The sequence below is a fragment of the Nonomuraea sp. AD125B genome, from assembly GCF_041402765.1.
Lineage (GTDB): Bacteria > Actinomycetota > Actinomycetes > Streptosporangiales > Streptosporangiaceae > Nonomuraea > Nonomuraea bangladeshensis.
This window is the reverse complement of sequence record NZ_JBGLOU010000014.1, coordinates 102,298-120,985: the sequence shown is the minus strand read 5'-3', so window position 1 is coordinate 120,985 and position 18,688 is coordinate 102,298. Positions and strand designations below refer to the sequence as shown.

Sequence of the window (18,688 nt, the reverse complement as noted above, 5' to 3'; positions counted from 1 at the left end):
GGGATCATCGGGGAATGATCCCCGAGGGGCGCGTGTACGGGCAGGAACCCGCGGCCGGAACCGCGGACGCGGGCGGGCAGAGCAGGCGGGCGGCGCTCGCGGCGCTGGCGTTCGCCGCGACCGCGGTGGCCATCTACGGGCTGTTCGCGTCGGGCTTCGGGCGAGTGCGCCCGCTCGACCCGGCGGCGGAGCCGGCCGCCGCCGGGCAGGGCCCGCCCGCCCCCGCCCCGCCGGCGCGGACCCCGTCGCCCGAGCCGGCCGCGCCGCCGGCGCCCAGGCTGGCTGTGATCGCCGACGGCTTCTACCTCACCTACCTCCCTCCGGGCCTGAAGCGCACCGGCGGTGGAACGTTCGGCGCCGGGGCGGGCGGCTGGGCCAGGTACGCCCCGGCGGGCTCCGGCCAGTCCGGCAGGTACATCGTGGCGCGCGTCGAACGCGGCCCCTTCGCCGCCGACTGGCCGCGCTACCGCTCCCATGCCGCCGTGCTCGACGGTCGTGCCACCGTGCTGCACGGCAGGCCCGCCGTGGTCGGCCGGGACCCGCGCGGCGGCCGGACGATCGCCTGGCTGGAGCGCCGCGGCACAGGCGTGCGCGTCAGGGCAGGTGAATCCCTGCGTAAGGAACTCCTCGCAGTTGCCGCCTCGGTCAAGGCTCGTGTAGGAGACTAGAGCCCCTTCCCGTCCCCTTCCCGGGGTGTCCACACACGTCATGGGGGGTCCATGCGGCGTCCGGCGGCGGTGCTCCTCGCGCTCGCGCTCTTCGGCTGCGCGCTTTCCGGCTGCGCGGGCGACGGCGGCTCGGGCGGCGGCGAGGCCCCGGTGCCCCGTACGTCCGCCGAGCCTCTGTCCCAAGAAACCCTGTCCGAAGAGCCCCTGCCCGAGGAGACCCCGTCCGCCGAGCAGGCCGGCAGCCAGGCGCTGACGCTGTCGTGCGACGCCGCCTCCGAGGTCCAGCTGCCCGCCGTGCCCGCCCCGCTCGAACGCGCGGGCGCCTTCTCCCGCCTCCCCGCCCTCACCCGCCCCCTCGCCGTGCACGGCCTGATCTGGAGCCGGAACGACGAGCGGCTGTACGTCGGCGTGGTGTGCGGCCCGCGTACCGCCGAGCAGTTCGTCACGCTGGTGGCGCGGGCGCGGCTCACGGCGTGGGAGGGTCGGCCCGCGCTGCACTGGACCACGCGCACGGGCGTGCGCAACCTCATGTGGCTGGACCGCCCCGGCGTGGCCGTCTACGTCGGCGCGACGCCGGGGCTCAGCGACCGGATCCAGCCGATCGCCGCCGGGATCGGCTAGTCAGCGGGCCTCGGCCAGCAGCTTGCCCAGGCGGCTGACGCCCTCGACCAGGTCGTCGTCGCCCAGCGCGTACGACAGCCGGAAGTATCCAGGCGTCCCGAACGCCTCCCCGGGCACCACCGCGACCTCGGCCTCCTCCAGGATCAGCTCCGCCAGCTCGGCGGACGTCCCGGGCCGCCGCCCTCGCAACTCCTTGCCGACCAGCGCCTTGACCGACGGGTAGGCGTAGAACGCCCCCTTGGGCTCCGGGCACAGCACGCCCGGGATGTCGTTGAGCATCCGCACCATCGTCTGCCGCCGCCGGTCGAAGGCCGTGCGCATCTCGGCCACCGCCGACAGGTCGCCGGAGACCGCCGCCAGCGCCGCCATCTGCGAGACGTTGGAGACGTTGGAGGTGGCGTGCGACTGCAGGTTGGTGGCCGCCTTGACGACGTCGGCCGGGCCGATCAGCCAGCCCACCCGCCAGCCGGTCATCGCGTACGTCTTGGCCACCCCGTTGAGTACCACGACCCGGTCGCCCAGCTCGGGGACGGCCGTGGCGATGCTGGTGAACTCGGCGCCGCCGTACACCAGGTGCTCGTAGATCTCGTCGGTGATCACCCACAGGCCGTGCTCGGCGGCCCACCGGCCGATCTCGACCGTCTGCTCGCGGGTGTGGACCGCGCCCGTCGGGTTGGACGGCGAGACGAACAGCAGCGCCTTCGTCCGCTCCGTGCGCGCCGCCTCCAGCTGCTCGACGCTCGCGAGGTAGCCGGTGGACTCGTCGGTGACCACGTCGACCTGCGTGCCCCCGGCCAGCTTGATCGCCTCGGGGTAGGTCGTCCAGTAGGGCGCCACGACGAGCACCTCGTCGCCCGGGTCGAGCAGGGTGGCGAACGCCTCGTAGACGGCCTGCTTGCCGCCGTTGGTGACGAGCACCTGCGAGGGCTCGGCCGAGTAGCCGGAGTCGCGCCGCGTCTTGGCCGCGATGGCCTGCTTGAGCTCGGGCAGCCCGCCGGCCGGGGTGTACTTGTGGAAACGCGGGTCGCGCGCCGCCTCGACCGCCGCCTCGACGATGTAGCCGGGCGTCGGGAAGTCGGGCTCGCCCGCGCCGAACCCGATGACCGGGCGCCCGGCGGCCTTCATGGCCTTCGCCTTGGCGTCCACGGCCAGGGTGGCGGACTCGGAAATCGCGGAGATTCTTGCGGAGATGCGGCGTCGGCTCGGCATGGTTCCATCGTCGCACGACACGCTGACCTGGGGGATCAGGTTTTGGTTCGACGTGCCGGGCAATCCCCCGTATGCTTCAGCTCGGTCCTTCCGCCGCATGTCGGCGAGCGGTTCGGTCCAGGCAGTGATTCAATCAGGGTAACCTGGTTGATGACATAGGGCACTGGCGCAATTGGTAGCGCACCGGTCTCCAAAACCGGCGGTTGGGGGTTCGAGTCCCTCGTGCCCTGCGAGTGCGGTCCGCGCAAGATAGGCGTGTAAGCGCGCCGCAGAACTGCGTTGGATACGACGAATTCAGGTGAGGACTGTGGCGATCGACACGCGCGGCGAGACCGCAGACAAGCCCAGTGGCGAGAAGAAGACGCGCACTTCACCTGCCCTCTTCTATCGGCAGGTCGTCAACGAGCTTCGTAAGGTCATCTGGCCGACACGCAAGGATCTCATCACTTACACCACGGTCGTTCTGGTATTCGTTCTGATCATGGTTGCCATCGTCTACGGGCTCGACAGCGCCCTGGGATGGGCAGTGCTGAAGGTCTTCGGCGGGGCCTGATCCTGACGCCGCCGGTCGACTGACGGAGTCGCCCTTCGATTCGACGAAAGAGGAAGAGTCACCGTGTCCGAGTCTTCATTTCCGGCGGACGAGTCTCGCGACGAGTGGGACGACGAGCTGGAAGAGGCCACTGAGGAGACCGCCGAGGCGGAGTCCGAGGAGGCCGAGGTAGCGGAGAGCGACGAGCCGACCGAGGCCGATGCTTCCGCCGCCGAGGACGCTTCGGCCCTTCCCGACGTCGATCCCGTCGAGGAGTTCAAGCAGTCGCTGCGCGGCCTGCCCGGCGAGTGGTACGTCATCCACTCCTACGCCGGCTACGAGAACCGCGTGAAGTCCAACATCGAGAGCCGCAACGTCTCGCTCAACATGGAGGACTACATCTACCAGGTCGAGGTGCCGACGCACACCGTCCAGGAGTTCAAGAGCGGCAAGAAGGTGCCGGTCAAGGAGCGCGTGCTGCCCGGCTACGTCCTGGTGCGCATGGAGCTGACCGACGAGTCCTGGGCCGCGGTGCGCAACACCCCGGGCGTCACCGGCTTCGTCGGCCTGTCCAACAAGCCGAGCCCGCTCAGCCTCGACGAGGTCGCCAAGCTGCTCGCCCCCGAGCCGACCGAGGAGACCAAGAAGGCGGCCACCAAGACCGCCACCGGCCCCACGGTCGAGTTCGAGATCGGCGAGTCCGTCACGGTCATGGACGGCCCGTTCGCCACCCTGCCGGCCTCGGTGAGCGAGATCAGCCCCGAGTCGCAGAAGCTCAAGGTGCTCGTCTCGATCTTCGGCCGGGAGACCCCGGTGGAGCTGTCGTTCAACCAGGTCTCGAAGATCTAGGTCGATCACCTACACTTAGACGTTCGGACTGGCCGCCTGCGCTGTCGGGCGGCCTCCGACATGTCAGGGCCGCATCCGCCGCCCGGCATCGCATCACAATCCAGGACCCGGAGAAGGACACATGCCTCCGAAGAAGAAAATCGCCGCGTTGGTGAAGGTCCAGCTCCCCGCTGGCCAGGCCACCCCGGCGCCGCCGGTGGGTACCGCCCTCGGTCCCCACGGCGTCAACATCATGGACTTCGTCAAGCAGTACAACGCTGCGACGGAGGCCCAGCGGGGCAACATCATCCCCGTTGAGATCACCATTTTCGAGGACCGCAGCTTCACCTTCGTCACGAAGACGCCGCCGGCCCCCGAGCTGATCAAGAAGGCCCTCGGCCTCGACAAGGGCAGCGCGGTCCCGCACCGCGACAAGGTCGGCAAGCTGAGCCGCGAGCAGCTGCGCAGCATCGCCGAGACCAAGATGCCCGACCTCAACGCCAACGACATCGAGGCGGCCGAGAAGATCATCGCCGGCACCGCCCGGTCGATGGGCATCACGATCGCCGAGTAACACCCCTTCCCAGACGTCGTGGGAGGGCCGCCGCGACGGCGACGGCCCGAGTACCACTAGGAGTACGCAATGAAGCGCAGCAAAGCGCACAAGGACGCGGCGGCCAAGGTCGACCGCGACAAGCTCTACACCCCGGTCGAGGCCGCCAAGCTCGCCAAGGAGACGTCGACCACCAAGTTCGACGCCACCGTCGAGGTCGCGCTGCGGCTGGGCGTCGACCCTCGCAAGGCAGACCAGATCGTGCGCGGCACGGTCAACCTTCCGCACGGCACCGGCAAGACCGCCCGGGTCCTGGTCTTCGCGACCGGTGACCGTGCCGAGGCTGCCCGCGAGGCGGGCGCCGACATCGTCGGCGCCGACGAGCTGATCGACGAGATCTCCAAGGGCAACCGGCTCAACGAGTTCGACGCCGTGGTGGCCACGCCCGACATGATGGGCAAGGTCGGCCGCCTGGGCCGCGTTCTCGGCCCGCGTGGCCTCATGCCCAACCCGAAGACCGGCACGGTGACGCCCGACGTCGCCAAGGCCGTCACGGACATCAAGGGCGGCAAGATCGAGTTCCGCACCGACCGGCAGGCCAACCTGCACTTCATCATCGGCAAGACGTCCTTCGGCGAGCGTCAGCTCCTGGAGAACTACGCTGCCGCGCTGGACGAGGTGCTGCGTCTCAAGCCGTCGGCCGCCAAGGGCCGCTACCTGAAGAAGGTCACCTTCTCCACGACGATGGGCCCGGGCGTTCCGGTCGACCCCAACGTCACCCGCGGCATCACCGCCGAGCTGGGCGAGTAATCGCGTCTGCTCAGGTAGAGCCCCGCCCGTCTCGTACGGGCGGGGCTCTTCTGCTTGGGTCAGGCGTTCTTTGCGCCGGAGGGGTTGGGGGTTGTGGAGGAGCTGTGCAGAGTGTGTGGGGGAGAACCCTGGGTTTTCCCCGAATTGTGCGGGGAAGCCGCTACAGTCCCGGATCGCAAACGTAGGGTCAAGACATGCTGAAGCGCACGATAAGTCTCGCCGCGGCCGGAGCCGCGCTCGTCGTGGCCGCGGTTGCCGGTTGTGGCACGAACGCCCAACCCATCCAGGTCAACTTGGCGGCCTCTGAGGTCCTGGCGCAGGCCGCGCAGAAGACCTCCGAGGTCACCAGCTACACCGTCGACGCCGTCGTCAACGCCTCCGCCGCCCAGGAGGGCAACGGCCGGGTGCAGGGCCGCATGCTCTACCAGAGCAAGCCCGAGCTCGCCGTGGACCTCACGCTGGACACCGTGGACATGGGCGGTCAGAGCCTGCCTGGCGGCGTTCGCGCCGTGCTGCAGGGCGACACCGTCTACGTCAAGGTCGAGGCGCTGAACAAGATGCTGGGCGCCACCAAGCCGTGGATCAAGGTCTCGCTGAACGAGGTCGGCGACCGTACGCAGGTCGACCAGTACCTCGCCCAGATCCAGCAGTTCGACCTGGCCAACGTCACCAAGCTCGTCACGGCCTCCAAGGACGTGAAGCAGGTCGGCACCGAGAGCGTCAACGGCGAGGACACCACCCACTACAGCGGCACCTTCCCGGTCGAGGCGGCCGTGCTGCTGCTGCCGGCCGACCGGCAGGAGCAGGCCCGCTCGAACCTGGCCGAGCTCAAGGACGTCGCGTTCGACGTCTGGGTGGCCGCCGACGGCCTGCCCCGCAAGCTCGCCCTGAACGGCCAGAAGGACGGCGGCAAGCTGGACGCCACGCTGTTCTTCAAGGACTACAACAAGCCCGTGACCATCCAGGCCCCGGCCGCCGACCAGGTCGGCGAGATGCCGAAGACCACGACCAACTAGGAACCACCACCGAGAACGATTTGGAAACTCGGCGGCCAGCGCGTACTCTGGTCGTTGCCGAAGACCGCCGGTCGTCGTCAGGTGCTCACATCCTGGCGGCCGAAGGTTCCACGTCTTGTGGACGACCCGCGCAGGTGTGATGCGAGTTTCCCGCATGGTCATCCATGTGCGTGAGCCCCGTGTGCGCCCTGCGCCCGGGGCTGTTCTCATTTCTGAAGACCTTCGCCGGCGGCACATCTGGAAGGAGGCCCATGGCGAGGGCGGATAAGGCGACGGCTGTTGCCGAGCTCAAGAACGAGTTCGAAGGTAGCGCCGCCGCCGTTCTGACCGAGTACCGCGGTCTCACCGTCGCGCAGCTCAAGGACCTGCGCAAGTCCCTCGGTGAGAATGCGAAGTTCGCCGTGGCGAAGAACACCCTGACCAAGATCGCGGCCAACGAGGCCGGCGTGACGGGTCTGGACGACCTGCTGGTCGGCCCCACCGCTGTCGCCTTCGTCAAGGGCGACGTCGTGGAGGCGGCCAAGGGTCTGCGTGACTTCGCCAAGGCCAATCCCCTTCTGGTGATCAAGGGCGGCGTGCTCGAGGGCAAGACGCTCGACGCCACCGAGATCACCAAGCTCGCCGACCTCGAGTCCCGCGAGGTCCTCCTCGCGAAGCTTGCCGGTGCGCTCAAGGCGAAGCAGAGCGCCGCTGCCGCGATGTTCGCCGCGCTGCCCACGCAGATGGCTCAGCTGGCCGAAGCCCTTCGCGCGAAGCGCGAAGAAGCAGGCGAGTAACACGGGGGTTGCCGCACCCACCGCGGTCCCGTTCCTAGTTTTCAGCAAGTCCTAAACGTAAGGAAACGCATCATGGCGAAGCTCAGCAACGACGAGCTCATCGACGCTTTCAAGGAGATGACCCTCCTTGAGCTCTCCGAGTTCGTGAAGCAGTTCGAGGACATCTTCGACGTCAAGGCCGCCGCCCCCGTCGCGGTCGCCGCCGCCCCCGCCGCCGGTGGCGGTGCCGAGGCCCCGGCCGCCGAGGAGCAGGACGAGTTCGACGTCATCCTCGAGGCCGCCGGCGACAAGAAGATCCAGGTCATCAAGGAGATCCGCGCCCTGACGTCCCTGGGCCTCAAGGAGGCCAAGGACCTGGTTGACGGTGCTCCGAAGCCGGTCTTCGACGGCAAGGTCAACAAGGAGCAGGCGGAGAAGGCCAAGGCTGCCCTCGAGGGCGCCGGCGCGACCGTCACCGTCAAGTAAGACGGCTGGAGCTCCTGGCTCGACGCTGAAGGGGCGGAGGACATCCTGGTGCCGGATGTCCGCCGCCCCTTTTCGTATGCCCGGGGGCTTCCGCGACCACGACGGCGGTGTCAGAGCCGGCTCTGGATGCCGTCGAGGATGAGCGTGAGCCCGAGCTCGAACTGGGCGTCGAAGTCGTCGATGCGCACCTGCGCGAGCTCGGCGAGCTGCGGGCGGTGCCGTTCCAGATGCCGCGCGGTCCGCTCGCGCAGGTCGGTCTCGGCCGGAGGGGTGCGGACGACGGTCCGCCAGATGTTCTCGGCCGCGACGAACCCGTTGACGTAGGACGACAGGGTCCCGACGGCGGCGACCAGCTCAGGGCCGGACAGGCCGGCGCCGGCGAGGGCGGCGTAGCAGCGTTCGGAGCGGGCCAGGGCGTTGGGGCCGAGCAGCGGGCGGGTGGCGGTGAGCGCGGGAGCCCACGGGTGCCGCCGCATGACCTGCCTGCTCTGGGTGAGCTGGGCGGTCAGCAGGTCGCGCCAGGATGGGTGCTCGCGCAGCTCGACCTCGCCGATCACCTCGTCGAGTGCCAGGTCGAGCACGTCCTCCTTGCTCGTGACGTACTCGTACAGGGACATTGTGCCCGCCTGCAGGCGCGCGGCCAGGGCGCGCATCGAGAACCCGGGCACGCCCTCCGCGTCGAGCAGCGCGACGGCCGCCTCGACGATGCGCGCGCGGGACAGGCGCGGCTTGCGCGGGCGTTCGTCGTCGCCGCGCAGCCAGATCGACTCGGGCATCCGTCCTCCGGCCGTGCGCTGTACGGAAAACCGTACGGCTAGCTTACGCGCCATGACCGAACCGCGCTGGACGCACGCGTACGCCCTGCTCGCCCTGCGCCTGAACCGCCTGATGGGCGGCGGCGCACTGATCTACCGAGGCCCGCGAGAGTGGCGTGACCAGGCCGAGTCCGAGGCCCCCGCCGTCCCCGGCCGCCTGGCGGACGACGCCGACCGGCTGCTGGAGCGCCCGCCGTCCCCCTACCTGGCCGCCCACGTGACCGCGATGCGGGCGGTCGCCCGCTATCTGGCCGGCGAGCGGCTGCCCCTCACCGAGTACGCCCGCCAGGTCCTGGGCCTGGAGCCGCGGTGGCTGCCCGAGTCGCTGTTCGAGCAGGCGCACGACCGGCTCGACCGGGCGCTGCCGAAGCGGCCGGGGCCGTTGTCCGAGCGGCTGCACGACTGGCAGGCCGCGCACACCCTGCACGCCGTCGAACGCCTGCCCGGCCTGGTCGCCGAGGCGGTGGCGGAGTGCCGCCGGCGGACGAACGAGATCATCCCGCTCCCTCCCGGCGAGGTCGTCGACTGCCTGCTCGTCCGGGACACGCACTTCCACGCGGCCGGTGACTATCAGGGCGGGCTGAGGTCGGCGATCCACATCAACGTCTCGATCCCCTTCAACCTGGCCGATCTGCTGTACGTCGTCGCGCACGAGGGCCATCCCGGACATATCGCGGAGTCCATGCTCAAGGAGGCGCGCGCGGACCAGCGCGTGAGGTTCATGGTGTCCCCGTCGTTCCTGCTCAGCGAGGGGCTGGGGCTGCTGGCCGAGGAGATCGTCTTCCCCGGTGACGAGGCCCAGGAGTGGCTGACCGCCCACATCCTCCCCACCTGCGGCATCCGTCCGGACGGGAGCGACTTCGCGGCCGTTCACCAGGCCAGGAACGTGTTGTGGGGCGTCTGGGGCAACGCCGCGCTCATGGCCGCCGAGGGGCGCGGGGAGGCGGAGGTGGGCGCGTACCTGGCCCGGTGGGCGCTGTACGACGACCGGGAGGTGGCGGCGGCGCTGGCGGGACTCCAGCCGTCGGCGGCCAGCCCGTACATCTTCGGATATTTCCATGGATGGGAGCTGCTGCGGCCCTGGGTCACCGGTCCCGACCGGGTCCGCCGCCTCCTCACCGAGCAACTTCTCCCCGGCGACGTCGGGCTCAGGAACTTCTCATCCCCGTCTCAGGGCCGCTCCACCCCGCCTGCCTAGCGTGCGGGACGTGAAAGACAAGTCTCGCTGGGCGCTCGCCGCCCTGCTCGCGGGCACGGGCGTGCTCTACGTCTGGGGGCTCTGCGCCTCGGGGTGGGCGAACGCGTACTACGCGGCCGCCGTACAGGCGGGCAGCCAGAGCTGGAAGGCGTTCTTCTTCGGGGCCTCCGACGCCGCGAACGCGATCACCGTGGACAAGACCCCGGCCGCGCTCTGGCCGATGGGGCTGAGCGTGCGGCTGTTCGGGCTGAACACGTGGGCCATGCTGGTGCCGCAGGCGCTGATGGGGGTCGCGACGGTGGCCCTGGTGCACGCCTCGGCGCGCCGGCTGTTCACGCCGTGGGCCGGGCTGCTGGCCGGAGCCGTCATGGCGCTGACGCCGGTGGCGGTGCTGATGTTCCGCTTCAACAACCCCGACGCGCTGCTCGTGCTGCTGCTGACCGCGGCCGGCTACTGCGTGGTGCGCGCCCAGGAACGCGGCGCGACCCGGTGGCTGGTGCTGGCGGGGGCGGCGATCGGGTTCGCGTTCCTCGCCAAGATGCTGCAGGCGTTCCTCGTGCTGCCGGGGTTCGCGCTGGTGTACCTGGTGACCGCGCCGGTGCCGGTGCGGCGGCGGCTCTGGCAGCTCCTGGCGGCCGGGGCGGCGCTGGTGGCCGCCGCCGGGTGGTGGCTGCTGGCGGTGGCGCTGGTGCCCGCCGGCGAGCGGCCCTACATCGGCGGCTCGCAGGGCGACAGCGTGCTGGAGCTGGCGCTCGGCTACAACGGCATCGGGCGGATCAACGGCGACGACTACGGCGGGCTCGGCAACCTCGACCAGCAGGCCGGGTGGCTGCGGCTGTTCGACACCGAGGCGGGCGGGCAGATCGCCTGGCTGCTGCCGGCGGCGCTGGCGCTGCTCGTCGCGGTCACCTGGCGGACCAGGCGGGCGGCGCGGACGGACGCGGTGCGGGCCGCGTTCTGGGTGTGGGGGAGCTGGCTGGTGGTCACGGGGCTGGTCTTCAGCCTCATGCGGGGGATCTTCCACGCGTACTACACGGTGGCGCTGGCTCCGGCCATCGCGGTGCTGGTGGGCATGGGCGTGGCGGCGCTGTGGGAGCGTGGGGCGCGTCGATCGCTGGCGGTCGTGGTCATGGGGACGGTCGTGTGGGCGTATGTGCTGCTGTCGCGCAGCGCCGGCTGGAACCCCTGGCTCGGGATCGCGGTGGTCGTGGCGGGGCTTGTGGCCGCGCTGGCGATGTTGCTGACCCGGCGGGTGACGGCCGTGGCGGCCGTCGCGGTGGTGGCGTGCCTGGCGGGGCCGGCCGCGTACGCGGTGGACACGGCGGCCACGCCCCACACCGGGGCGATCCCGACGGCCGGGCCCAGCACGGGCGGCGACTTCGGCCGGGCTGGTGGAGGCGGGTTCCGGCCCGGAGGCGGGCGGGCGTTCCGTCAGGACGGGGACGGGGACGGGGACGGGGACGGGGACGGGGCCTGGGACGGGGACGGCGCCGGAGCGGGCAGCGGCGGTGTCGGACGCGGCGGCGTGGGCCCCGGCGGCGTGGGCCCCGGCGGCGTGGGCCCCGGTGGGAGGGGGCGCGGCGGCGGGGGCGGGCTGCTCGACGTCGGCGCTCCGAGCGCCGAGCTGACCGCGCTGCTGAAGGCCGGCGGCTACACGTGGGCGGCGGCCACCGTCGGCTCCAACAACGCGGCCGGCTACCAGCTCGCCACCGGCCTCCCGGTGATGGCGGTGGGCGGCTTCAACGGCACCGATCCCGCGCCGACGCTGGAGGAGTTCCAGCGTCACGTCGCGGCGGGGAAGATCCACTACTTCCTCGGCACGGGAATGGGCGGCTTCGGCGCAGGACGTAAGGGGGCGGGCGGCAGCGACGACGCGGCCAGGATCGCCGCCTGGGTCCAGGAGAACTTCACCGCCACCACCGTCGGCGGCGTCCCCGTCTTCGACCTCACCCGGAAGTGACAGTTTCGGAACGCACCCGGGCGATGGCACTGGTGTCCATGTAGTCCCTGGCGTGGACGATCGCGCCGTCCCGTACCCGGAGGATCACCAGGCTGGGGACCTCCACGGCGCGCTCCCCGGCCCTGACGCGCGTCACCTGCTCCACGACCACCACCTCGGGGTCCTGAGCGCGGTGCAGCGCCACCAGCCGCACCTCCTCGGCCTCGAACGGCGAGCCGCCCCACATGACCCGGTACGCGTCCCTCACGGCCTCCCGCCCGGCGAGCGGCGCGAGCCCCCCGAACGGGAACTCGTGCAGCCCCTCGGGGGAGTAGAGCCCGGCCAGCTCGTCGGGCGACTTGTGCAGCATCGCGGCCTGGTAGCCGGCGACGATCTCCTCGATGGACATGGCCGTCCCTTTCGCTCAACGTTTGTTGACTCAACGAGCGTAGAGCGAAAAGGCTCGGCCGGTCAACGCGGGTAGAGTCGGCGTCGTGAGCGAACGACTGCCGCCCCGGGCCGAGCGGCGGCGCAGGACCGAGCGGCACATCCTCGACGCGGCCCGGACGCTGTTCGCCGAGGTGGGGTACGAACGCACCACGATCCGGGCCGTCGCCCGCGCCGCCGGAGTGGACCCCGCCCTGGTCATGCAGTACTTCGGCAGCAAGCAGGAGCTGTTCAGGCACGCCGCCGAGGCGGTCCCGCCCCCGGAGGAGGGCCTGGACGCCGACGAGCTGGTCGACCACCTCCTCGGCACCCTCGACACCAAGATCGGCGAGCTGTCCCCGGGATCGCTGGCCATGCTGCGCTCGATGCTCACCCATCCCGAGGCCGGCGCCGCCGCCCGCGAGGCGCTGGCCCGGCAGATCGACCGGCTGGCGACCGCGATCCCCGGCGACGACGCCCGGCTGCGGGCCGCGCTGATGGCCGTGGTCATGCTGGGCGTCACCATCGGCCACCAGCTCCTGGAGCTGGAGGAGCTGCGGGGCGTCCCGCCGGAGGAGATCGCCCGGCTGCTGCGGCCCGGCCTGCTGGCCCTTACTGGACCCGAGGTCTCATAGCCGCTTCCCAAGCGGCCCGCGTCCCCGTTACGGTGAGGCCATCGTTCGCGACTGGGAGGTGGCCGGTGGGCGTCGAGGTCGTCGTGGAAGGGCTCACCAAGTCGTTCGGGCGCCAGGTCATCTGGGAGGACGTCTCCTTCACCCTCCCGGCCGGGCAGATCTCCGTGCTGCTCGGCCCGTCCGGCACCGGCAAGTCCGTCTTTCTCAAGACGCTGGTCGGCCTGCTCCGTCCCGACCGCGGCCACATCTGGATCGACGGCCACGACCTCGCCAACTGCCGCGAGAGCAAGCTCTACGAGCTGCGCAGGCTGTTCGGCGTGCTCTTTCAGGACGGCGCGCTGTTCGGCTCGCTCAACCTCTACGACAACATCGCCTTCCCGCTGCGCGAGCACACGAAGAAGAGCGAGTCCCAGATCCGCGACGTCGTCATGGAGAAGATCGAGCTGGTCGGCCTGCGGGGCGCGGAGGACAAACTGCCGGGCGAGATCTCGGGCGGCATGCGCAAGCGGGCCGGGCTGGCCAGGGCGCTCGTGCTGGAGCCCGAGATCATCCTGTTCGACGAGCCGGACTCCGGGCTCGACCCGGTGCGCACCGCGCTGCTCAACCAGCTCATCGTGGACCTCAACGCCGAGGTCGAGGCCACGTTCCTGATCGTGACGCACGACATCAACACCGCCCGTACCGTGCCGGACAGCATCGGGATGCTCTTCCGGCGCGAGCTGGTCATGTTCGGCCCGCGCGAGATGCTGCTGTCCAGCGACGAGCCGGTGGTACGGCAGTTCCTCAACGCCCGCAGGCATGGCCCGATCGGCATGTCGGAGGAGAAGGACCTGTCCGAGCTGGAGGCCGAGGCCCAGCTCGGGCACGACCCCGGCGTGCTGCCGCCGATCCCGCCGCAGCTCATGCCGACGGGCAACCGCGTCCGCCGCACCCAGCAGCCGCCCGGCACGTGGCTGGCGGCCAACGGCGTGATCCCGCCGCAGGGGTCGTTCGTGGACGAGCGCGGGCGCAACTGGCTGGAGGAGTACCCCCGCCTGGTCAACGCCCACCTGCACGGCGTCCAGTAGTCGGGCCGGCCCGGGGGGAGTGCCCGACCGGCCGGAGTTCTGCCCGGAGCGGCCGTCTCAGGGCCGTCTGGGGGCATTTTAGGGACGCATCCGCCTTCGCCCCCGTTACCACACCGCCTCGGTCGTTTCCGGGACTCCGGGGACGAGCGCCGCGTTATGATCCGGCGATCTGGGAGGGGTGAGTGGTCATGACATGGCTGGGCGTCCGTTCCGCGCGCATCGTGATCACGGTGCTCGGCGGGATGCTGGCGGTGCTCGTGGGCATGGGCGCCTGGATCGCCGCCGAGGCCCGCGAGGTGCAGGGTAGGGCGGGCGACCGCGAGGCCGTGCTGCTGGCCGCCGGCGCCCACGCGAGGAACCTCGTCTCGCTCGACTACCGCACCGTGGACGCCGATCTGCAGCGCATCCTCGACACCTCCACGGGCCCGGCCAGAGCCGAGTACGTCGCCACCGCCGCCAAGCTGAAGACCACCACCGTCGAGAGCAAGGTCGTCCAGACCGGCGTGCTGCGCGCCACGGGCCTGGTCTCGCTGACCGGCGGCAAGGCCAAGGCGCTGGCCGTCGCCGACGTGGAGATCCACTGGGACGGCTCGGACAGCCCGGCCCAGGAGCGCTACTACCGCTGGTCGATGGAGCTGGAGAAGGTCGGCGGCGTCTGGCGGGTGTCGAAGGCGGTGCAGGTGCTGTGAGGATGTTCGCGATCGTGCTGCTGGGCGTCCTGGTGGCGGTGGGCGCCGTGCTGGTGCCGACCATGTGGTTCAACCTGCGCGACCTGCGGGAGGCCGACGCGGCCGGCGACTCCGCGATGGCCGCCGCTCGGCAGGTCGCCCCCCAGTTGCTCTCCTACGACTACCGCACGATCGAGCAGGACCTCGCGCGGGCCGGCGGGCACACCACCGGTGAGCTCACCCGGCACTACAAGGAGCTGGCCACCAGCCTGGTCACGCGGGCCAAGGCGGAGAAGATCGTACGGACCGCCGCCGTCGCGGGGGCCGCGGTCGAGAGCGCAAGTCCCGACCGCGTGGAGGTTCTGCTGTTCGTGAACATGGGTACGGTCAGACAGGTGCCCGGTCAGGCCGGGCCGCAGCAGCAGGTGGCCCAGAACCGCGCCAGGCTCGTCATGGTCCGCCAGGGGGAGCGCTGGCTGGCCGCCGATCTCTCCACGCTCCTGGGGAGCGCGTGAGGCCCGCAGGGCCGATGACCTGCGCCTGGAGCCCCCGGGCGCGCCGCCGGGTTCAATTGTTACCAAAAAGCTGGTTTAGCGCCGTCCAAGAGACGGGTAACCCAGTCACAGCTACACCGGTGATCGGCATGGGTTCGACCCCCGGTGTGACGGAGCGTTAACCGCCCCCGTTCGCGGGTATCGTCTTGGGCCATGGCGGTAGGCGATCTGTCACGCAGGGAAGAAAACCCAGCGTCCGGGCCCCGAACCGGCTATTAGTCGGGCTCGCGGGCTTGACGTATCCGCCCGAACGGGCGATGCTGCGACCAACGTGGAGCATGCAGCGAGAGCGAAGTGGACAGGCGTGTGCCGATCGGCTACACTGCCCCTTTGCGCTGCCCTTTGACGACCCGTGATGCTTGCTCACGTTGCGAGGTTGTCTGGCGTGCGTGTAGTCAGTCCGCCGCGAGCCCTCGGAAGGACATCTGTTGGCAGCCTCGCGCAACGCCTCCGCCGTACCCGCTGGTCCCCGTCGCGTGTCTTTCGCGCGTATCCAGGAGCCGCTCGAAGTTCCTGACCTTCTGGCCCTGCAGACCGAGTCTTTCGACTGGCTGCTCGGCAACGACAAGTGGAAGGCCCGGGTAGAGGCGGCTCGTCAGGCCGGGCGCAGGGACGTCCCGACCCAGTCGGGCCTCGAAGAGATCTTCGAAGAGATCAGTCCGATCGAGGACTTCTCGGGGACCATGTCCTTGTCGTTCCGGGATCACCGGTTCGAGCCGCCGAAGTACTCCGTAGACGAGTGCAAAGACAAGGACATGACCTACTCCGCCCCGATGTTCGTCACGGCGGAGTTCATCAATAACACCACTGGTGAGATCAAGAGCCAGACGGTGTTCATGGGTGATTTCCCGCTCATGACGCCGAAGGGCACGTTCATCATCAACGGCACCGAGCGTGTCGTGGTCTCGCAGCTGGTCCGCTCGCCCGGTGTGTATTTCGAGCGCACTGTGGACAAGACCTCCGACAAGGACCTGTACGGGTGCAAGGTGATCCCGTCGCGGGGTGCCTGGCTGGAGTTCGAGATCGACAAGCGTGACAGCGTCGGTGTGCGTATCGACCGCAAGCGCAAGCAGGCCGTGACGGTGCTGCTGAAGGCGCTGGGCTGGACGAACGACCAGATTCTGGAGCGGTTCGGCCAGTACGAGTCGATGCGGGCGACGCTGGAGAAGGATCACACGGCGGGTCAGGACGACGCGCTGCTGGACATCTACCGCAAGCTGCGGCCGGGTGAGCCGCCGACCAAGGAGTCGGCGCAGACGCTGCTGGAGAATCTGTACTTCAACGCCAAGCGGTACGACCTGGCGAAGGTGGGCCGCTACAAGATCAACAAGAAGCTCGGGGTCGACGCGGAGATCACGCAGGGCACCCTGACCGAAGAGGACATCGTCGCCACGATCGAGTACATCGTCCGGCTGCACGCCGGCGAGGAGTCGATGCCGGGCGCCAACGGTGAGGTGATCGTCGAGATCGACGACATCGACCACTTCGGCAACCGCCGCCTGCGCAGCGTCGGCGAGCTGATCCAGAACCAGGTCCGGCTCGGCCTGGCCCGCATGGAGCGGGTCGTGCGCGAGCGGATGACGACGCAGGACGTCGAGGCGATCACGCCGCAGACCCTGATCAACATCCGGCCGGTCGTGGCGTCGATCAAGGAGTTCTTCGGCACCTCCCAGCTGTCGCAGTTCATGGACCAGACCAACCCGCTCGCCGGCCTGACGCACAAGCGGCGTCTGTCCGCGCTGGGCCCCGGTGGTCTGTCCCGTGAGCGGGCCGGCTTCGAGGTCCGTGACGTGCACCCGTCCCACTACGGCCGGATGTGCCCGATCGAGACCCCTGAAGGCCCCAACATCGGCCTGATCGGCTCGCTGGCCTCCTACGGCCGCATCAACGCCTTCGGCTTCGTCGAGACGCCCTACCGCAAGGTCGTCGACGGCAAGGTGACCGAGCAGGTCGACTACCTGACCGCCGACGAGGAGGACCGCTACGTCAAGGCGCAGGCCAACACGGCGCTCAACCCCGACGGCTCGTTCGCCGAGGCCCGCGTCCTGGTCCGCACCAAGGGCGGTGAGACCGAGCTCGCCCGTGCCGAGGAGGTCGACTACATCGACGTGTCGCCGCGCCAGATGGTGTCGGTCGCGACGGCGATGATCCCGTTCCTCGAGCACGACGACGCCAACCGCGCGCTCATGGGCTCCAACATGCAGCGCCAGTCGGTGCCGCTGCTCAAGAGCGAGGCGCCGCTGGTCGGCACCGGCATGGAATACCGTGCCGCGACCGACGCCGGCGACGTCATCAGCGCCGAGAAGGCCGGCGTGGTCGAGGAGGTCTCCGCCGACTACGTCACCGTCATGAACGACGACGGCACGCGCACCACCTACCGTGTCGCCAAGTTCAAGCGTTCCAACCAGGGCACCAGCTTCAACCAGAAGCCCATCGTCGCCGAGGGCGACCGGGTGGAGGTCAACCAGGTCATCGCCGACGGCCCCTGCACCGACCAGGGCGAGATGGCGCTGGGCAAGAACCTCCTGGTGGCGTTCATGCCGTGGGAGGGTCACAACTACGAGGACGCGATCATCCTGTCCCAGCGCCTGGTGCAGGACGACGTGCTGTCGTCGATCCACATCGAGGAGCACGAGGTCGACGCCCGCGACACCAAGCTGGGCCCCGAGGAGATCACGCGGGACATCCCGAACGTCTCCGAGGAGGTGCTGGCCGACCTCGACGAGCGCGGCATCATCCGCATCGGCGCCGAGGTCGTCCCCGGCGACATCCTGGTCGGCAAGGTCACCCCGAAGGGCGAGACCGAGCTGACCCCGGAGGAGCGGCTGCTTCGCGCGATCTTCGGCGAGAAGGCCCGCGAGGTCCGTGACACCTCGCTGAAGGTGCCGCACGGCGAGTCCGGCAAGGTCATCGGCGTCCGGGTGTTCTCCCGCGAGGAGGGCGACGAGCTTCCTCCGGGCGTCAACGAGCTGGTCCGCGTCTACGTCGCGCAGAAGCGCAAGATCACCGACGGCGACAAGCTGGCCGGCCGGCACGGCAACAAGGGCGTCATCTCCAAGATCCTGCCGGTCGAGGACATGCCGTTCCTGGAGGACGGCACCCCGGTCGACATCATCCTCAACCCGCTGGGCGTGCCCGGCCGAATGAACGTCGGCCAGGTGCTGGAGACCCACCTCGGGTGGATCGCCGCCCGTGGCTGGGACATCTCGGGTGTCCAGGAGGCGTGGGCCGAGCGGCTGCGCGACAAGGGCTTCGGCCAGGTCGAGCCGCGCACCAACGTCGCCACCCCGGTCTTCGACGGCGCGCACGAGGAGGAGATCGTCGGTCTGCTCCAGAACACCGTGCCCAACCGCGACGGCCAGCGGATGGTCCAGCCCTCCGGCAAGGCCCAGCTGTTCGACGGCCGCTCCGGTGAGCCGTTCCCGTACCCGATCTCGGTCGGCTACATCTACATCCTCAAGCTGCTCCACCTGGTCGACGACAAGATTCACGCTCGGTCGACCGGCCCGTACTCCATGATCACCCAGCAGCCGCTCGGCGGTAAGGCCCAGTTCGGTGGCCAGCGCTTCGGTGAGATGGAGGTGTGGGCGCTGGAGGCGTACGGCGCCGCCTACGCCCTGCAGGAGCTCCTGACCATCAAGTCCGACGACGTCCTCGGCCGCGTGAAGGTCTACGAGGCCATCGTCAAGGGCGAGAACATCCCCGAGCCCGGCATCCCGGAGTCCTTCAAGGTCCTCATCAAGGAGATGCAGTCGCTGTGCCTCAACGTCGAGGTGCTCTCCAGCGACGGCATGTCCATCGAGATGCGCGACACCGACGAGGACGTCTTCCGCGCCGCGGAGGAGCTCGGCATCGATCTGTCCCGGCGTGAGCCGAGCAGCGTGGAAGAAGTCTGAGGGGGAGATCGC

At 69.9% G+C, this 18,688-nt stretch carries 19 protein-coding genes and 1 tRNA gene; 17 read left to right on the top strand and 3 right to left on the bottom strand.

Features of this window, described 5'->3' with window-relative positions:
• Nucleotides 1-14 precede the first annotated feature (14 nt).
• A complete protein-coding gene (locus tag ACBR40_RS33035; protein WP_371251255.1) occupies nucleotides 15-668 on the top strand; it encodes a hypothetical protein in 654 nt (217 codons plus the stop codon).
• Nucleotides 669-719: 51 nt separating this feature from the next.
• Nucleotides 720-1,289, top strand: a complete 570-nt coding sequence (locus ACBR40_RS33030; RefSeq protein WP_344217775.1) for a hypothetical protein — start codon at nucleotides 720-722, stop codon at nucleotides 1,287-1,289.
• Here the strand turns inward: ACBR40_RS33030 and ACBR40_RS33025 are convergent, their stop codons facing one another.
• Nucleotides 1,290-2,498, bottom strand: a complete 1,209-nt coding sequence (locus ACBR40_RS33025) for a pyridoxal phosphate-dependent aminotransferase (RefSeq protein WP_371251254.1) — start codon at nucleotides 2,496-2,498, stop codon at nucleotides 1,290-1,292.
• A 157-nt stretch (nucleotides 2,499-2,655) separates the two neighbouring features.
• Between ACBR40_RS33025 and ACBR40_RS33020 the strand changes: the two genes are divergently transcribed.
• The 8 genes from ACBR40_RS33020 (at nucleotide 2,656) to rplL (ending at nucleotide 7,478) form a co-directional block, all read left to right on the top strand.
• Nucleotides 2,656-2,728 (top strand) — tRNA-Trp (locus ACBR40_RS33020).
• 77 nt (nucleotides 2,729-2,805) lie between these two features.
• The gene (secE, locus tag ACBR40_RS33015; protein ID WP_344217771.1) at nucleotides 2,806-3,051 is read left to right on the top strand and encodes a preprotein translocase subunit SecE; all 246 of its coding nucleotides are present in this window, start codon (nucleotides 2,806-2,808) and stop codon (nucleotides 3,049-3,051) included.
• A gap of 63 nt (nucleotides 3,052-3,114) precedes the next feature.
• The gene (nusG, locus tag ACBR40_RS33010; RefSeq protein ID WP_344217769.1) at nucleotides 3,115-3,879 is read left to right on the top strand and encodes a transcription termination/antitermination protein NusG; all 765 of its coding nucleotides are present in this window, start codon (nucleotides 3,115-3,117) and stop codon (nucleotides 3,877-3,879) included.
• A gap of 121 nt (nucleotides 3,880-4,000) precedes the next feature.
• Nucleotides 4,001-4,432 carry a 50S ribosomal protein L11 gene (gene rplK / locus ACBR40_RS33005; RefSeq protein WP_020544879.1) on the top strand — a complete coding sequence of 144 codons (432 nt, stop codon included), beginning with the start codon at nucleotides 4,001-4,003 and terminating at the stop codon, nucleotides 4,430-4,432.
• A gap of 69 nt (nucleotides 4,433-4,501) precedes the next feature.
• Nucleotides 4,502-5,221: a 50S ribosomal protein L1 gene (rplA, locus tag ACBR40_RS33000; protein WP_091080601.1), complete on the top strand. Its 720-nt coding sequence runs from the start codon at nucleotides 4,502-4,504 to the stop codon at nucleotides 5,219-5,221.
• 194 nt (nucleotides 5,222-5,415) lie between these two features.
• Entirely contained in the window at nucleotides 5,416-6,237 is an 822-nt protein-coding gene (locus ACBR40_RS32995; RefSeq protein WP_344217765.1) for an LppX_LprAFG lipoprotein, read from the top strand.
• 251 nt (nucleotides 6,238-6,488) lie between these two features.
• On the top strand, nucleotides 6,489-7,013 hold the full coding sequence (rplJ, locus tag ACBR40_RS32990; protein ID WP_329585600.1) for a 50S ribosomal protein L10: 525 nt from the start codon (nucleotides 6,489-6,491) through the stop codon (nucleotides 7,011-7,013).
• 72 nt (nucleotides 7,014-7,085) lie between these two features.
• On the top strand, nucleotides 7,086-7,478 hold the full coding sequence (gene rplL, locus ACBR40_RS32985; RefSeq protein WP_020544883.1) for a 50S ribosomal protein L7/L12: 393 nt from the start codon (nucleotides 7,086-7,088) through the stop codon (nucleotides 7,476-7,478).
• Between the two features lie 110 nt (nucleotides 7,479-7,588).
• Here the strand turns inward: rplL and ACBR40_RS32980 are convergent, their stop codons facing one another.
• Nucleotides 7,589-8,254 carry a TetR/AcrR family transcriptional regulator gene (locus tag ACBR40_RS32980; protein WP_371251253.1) on the bottom strand — a complete coding sequence of 222 codons (666 nt, stop codon included), beginning with the start codon at nucleotides 8,252-8,254 and terminating at the stop codon, nucleotides 7,589-7,591.
• Between the two features lie 52 nt (nucleotides 8,255-8,306).
• Here ACBR40_RS32980 and ACBR40_RS32975 point away from each other — a divergent pair, with 52 nt between their 5' ends.
• Complete coding sequence (locus ACBR40_RS32975) at nucleotides 8,307-9,491, top strand: hypothetical protein (protein WP_371251252.1); 1,185 nt, start codon at nucleotides 8,307-8,309, stop codon at nucleotides 9,489-9,491.
• Between the two features lie 10 nt (nucleotides 9,492-9,501).
• Complete coding sequence (locus ACBR40_RS32970; protein ID WP_371251251.1) at nucleotides 9,502-11,451, top strand: ArnT family glycosyltransferase; 1,950 nt, start codon at nucleotides 9,502-9,504, stop codon at nucleotides 11,449-11,451.
• Here the strand turns inward: ACBR40_RS32970 and ACBR40_RS32965 are convergent.
• Nucleotides 11,438-11,839, bottom strand: coding sequence for a nuclear transport factor 2 family protein (locus tag ACBR40_RS32965; protein WP_371251250.1), 402 nt, complete (start codon nucleotides 11,837-11,839; stop codon nucleotides 11,438-11,440). The genes ACBR40_RS32970 and ACBR40_RS32965 overlap by 14 nt on opposite strands.
• 85 nt (nucleotides 11,840-11,924) lie before the next feature.
• On the opposite strand from ACBR40_RS32965, the gene ACBR40_RS32960 reads away from it, so the two are divergent.
• The 5 genes from ACBR40_RS32960 to rpoB all read left to right on the top strand — a co-directional run bounded on the left by ACBR40_RS32960 (nucleotide 11,925) and on the right by rpoB (nucleotide 18,676).
• Complete coding sequence (locus ACBR40_RS32960) at nucleotides 11,925-12,491, top strand: TetR family transcriptional regulator (RefSeq protein ID WP_344217754.1); 567 nt, start codon at nucleotides 11,925-11,927, stop codon at nucleotides 12,489-12,491.
• Between the two features lie 65 nt (nucleotides 12,492-12,556).
• Entirely contained in the window at nucleotides 12,557-13,558 is a 1,002-nt protein-coding gene (locus tag ACBR40_RS32955; protein ID WP_329585583.1) for an ABC transporter ATP-binding protein, read from the top strand.
• A 188-nt stretch (nucleotides 13,559-13,746) separates the two neighbouring features.
• Complete coding sequence (locus ACBR40_RS32950; RefSeq protein WP_344217751.1) at nucleotides 13,747-14,247, top strand: hypothetical protein; 501 nt, start codon at nucleotides 13,747-13,749, stop codon at nucleotides 14,245-14,247.
• Nucleotides 14,248-14,249: 2 nt separating this feature from the next.
• On the top strand, nucleotides 14,250-14,741 hold the full coding sequence (locus ACBR40_RS32945; protein ID WP_344217749.1) for a hypothetical protein: 492 nt from the start codon (nucleotides 14,250-14,252) through the stop codon (nucleotides 14,739-14,741).
• A gap of 467 nt (nucleotides 14,742-15,208) precedes the next feature.
• On the top strand, nucleotides 15,209-18,676 hold the full coding sequence (gene rpoB / locus ACBR40_RS32940) for a DNA-directed RNA polymerase subunit beta (protein ID WP_371251249.1): 3,468 nt from the start codon (nucleotides 15,209-15,211) through the stop codon (nucleotides 18,674-18,676).
• Nucleotides 18,677-18,688 lie beyond the last annotated feature (12 nt).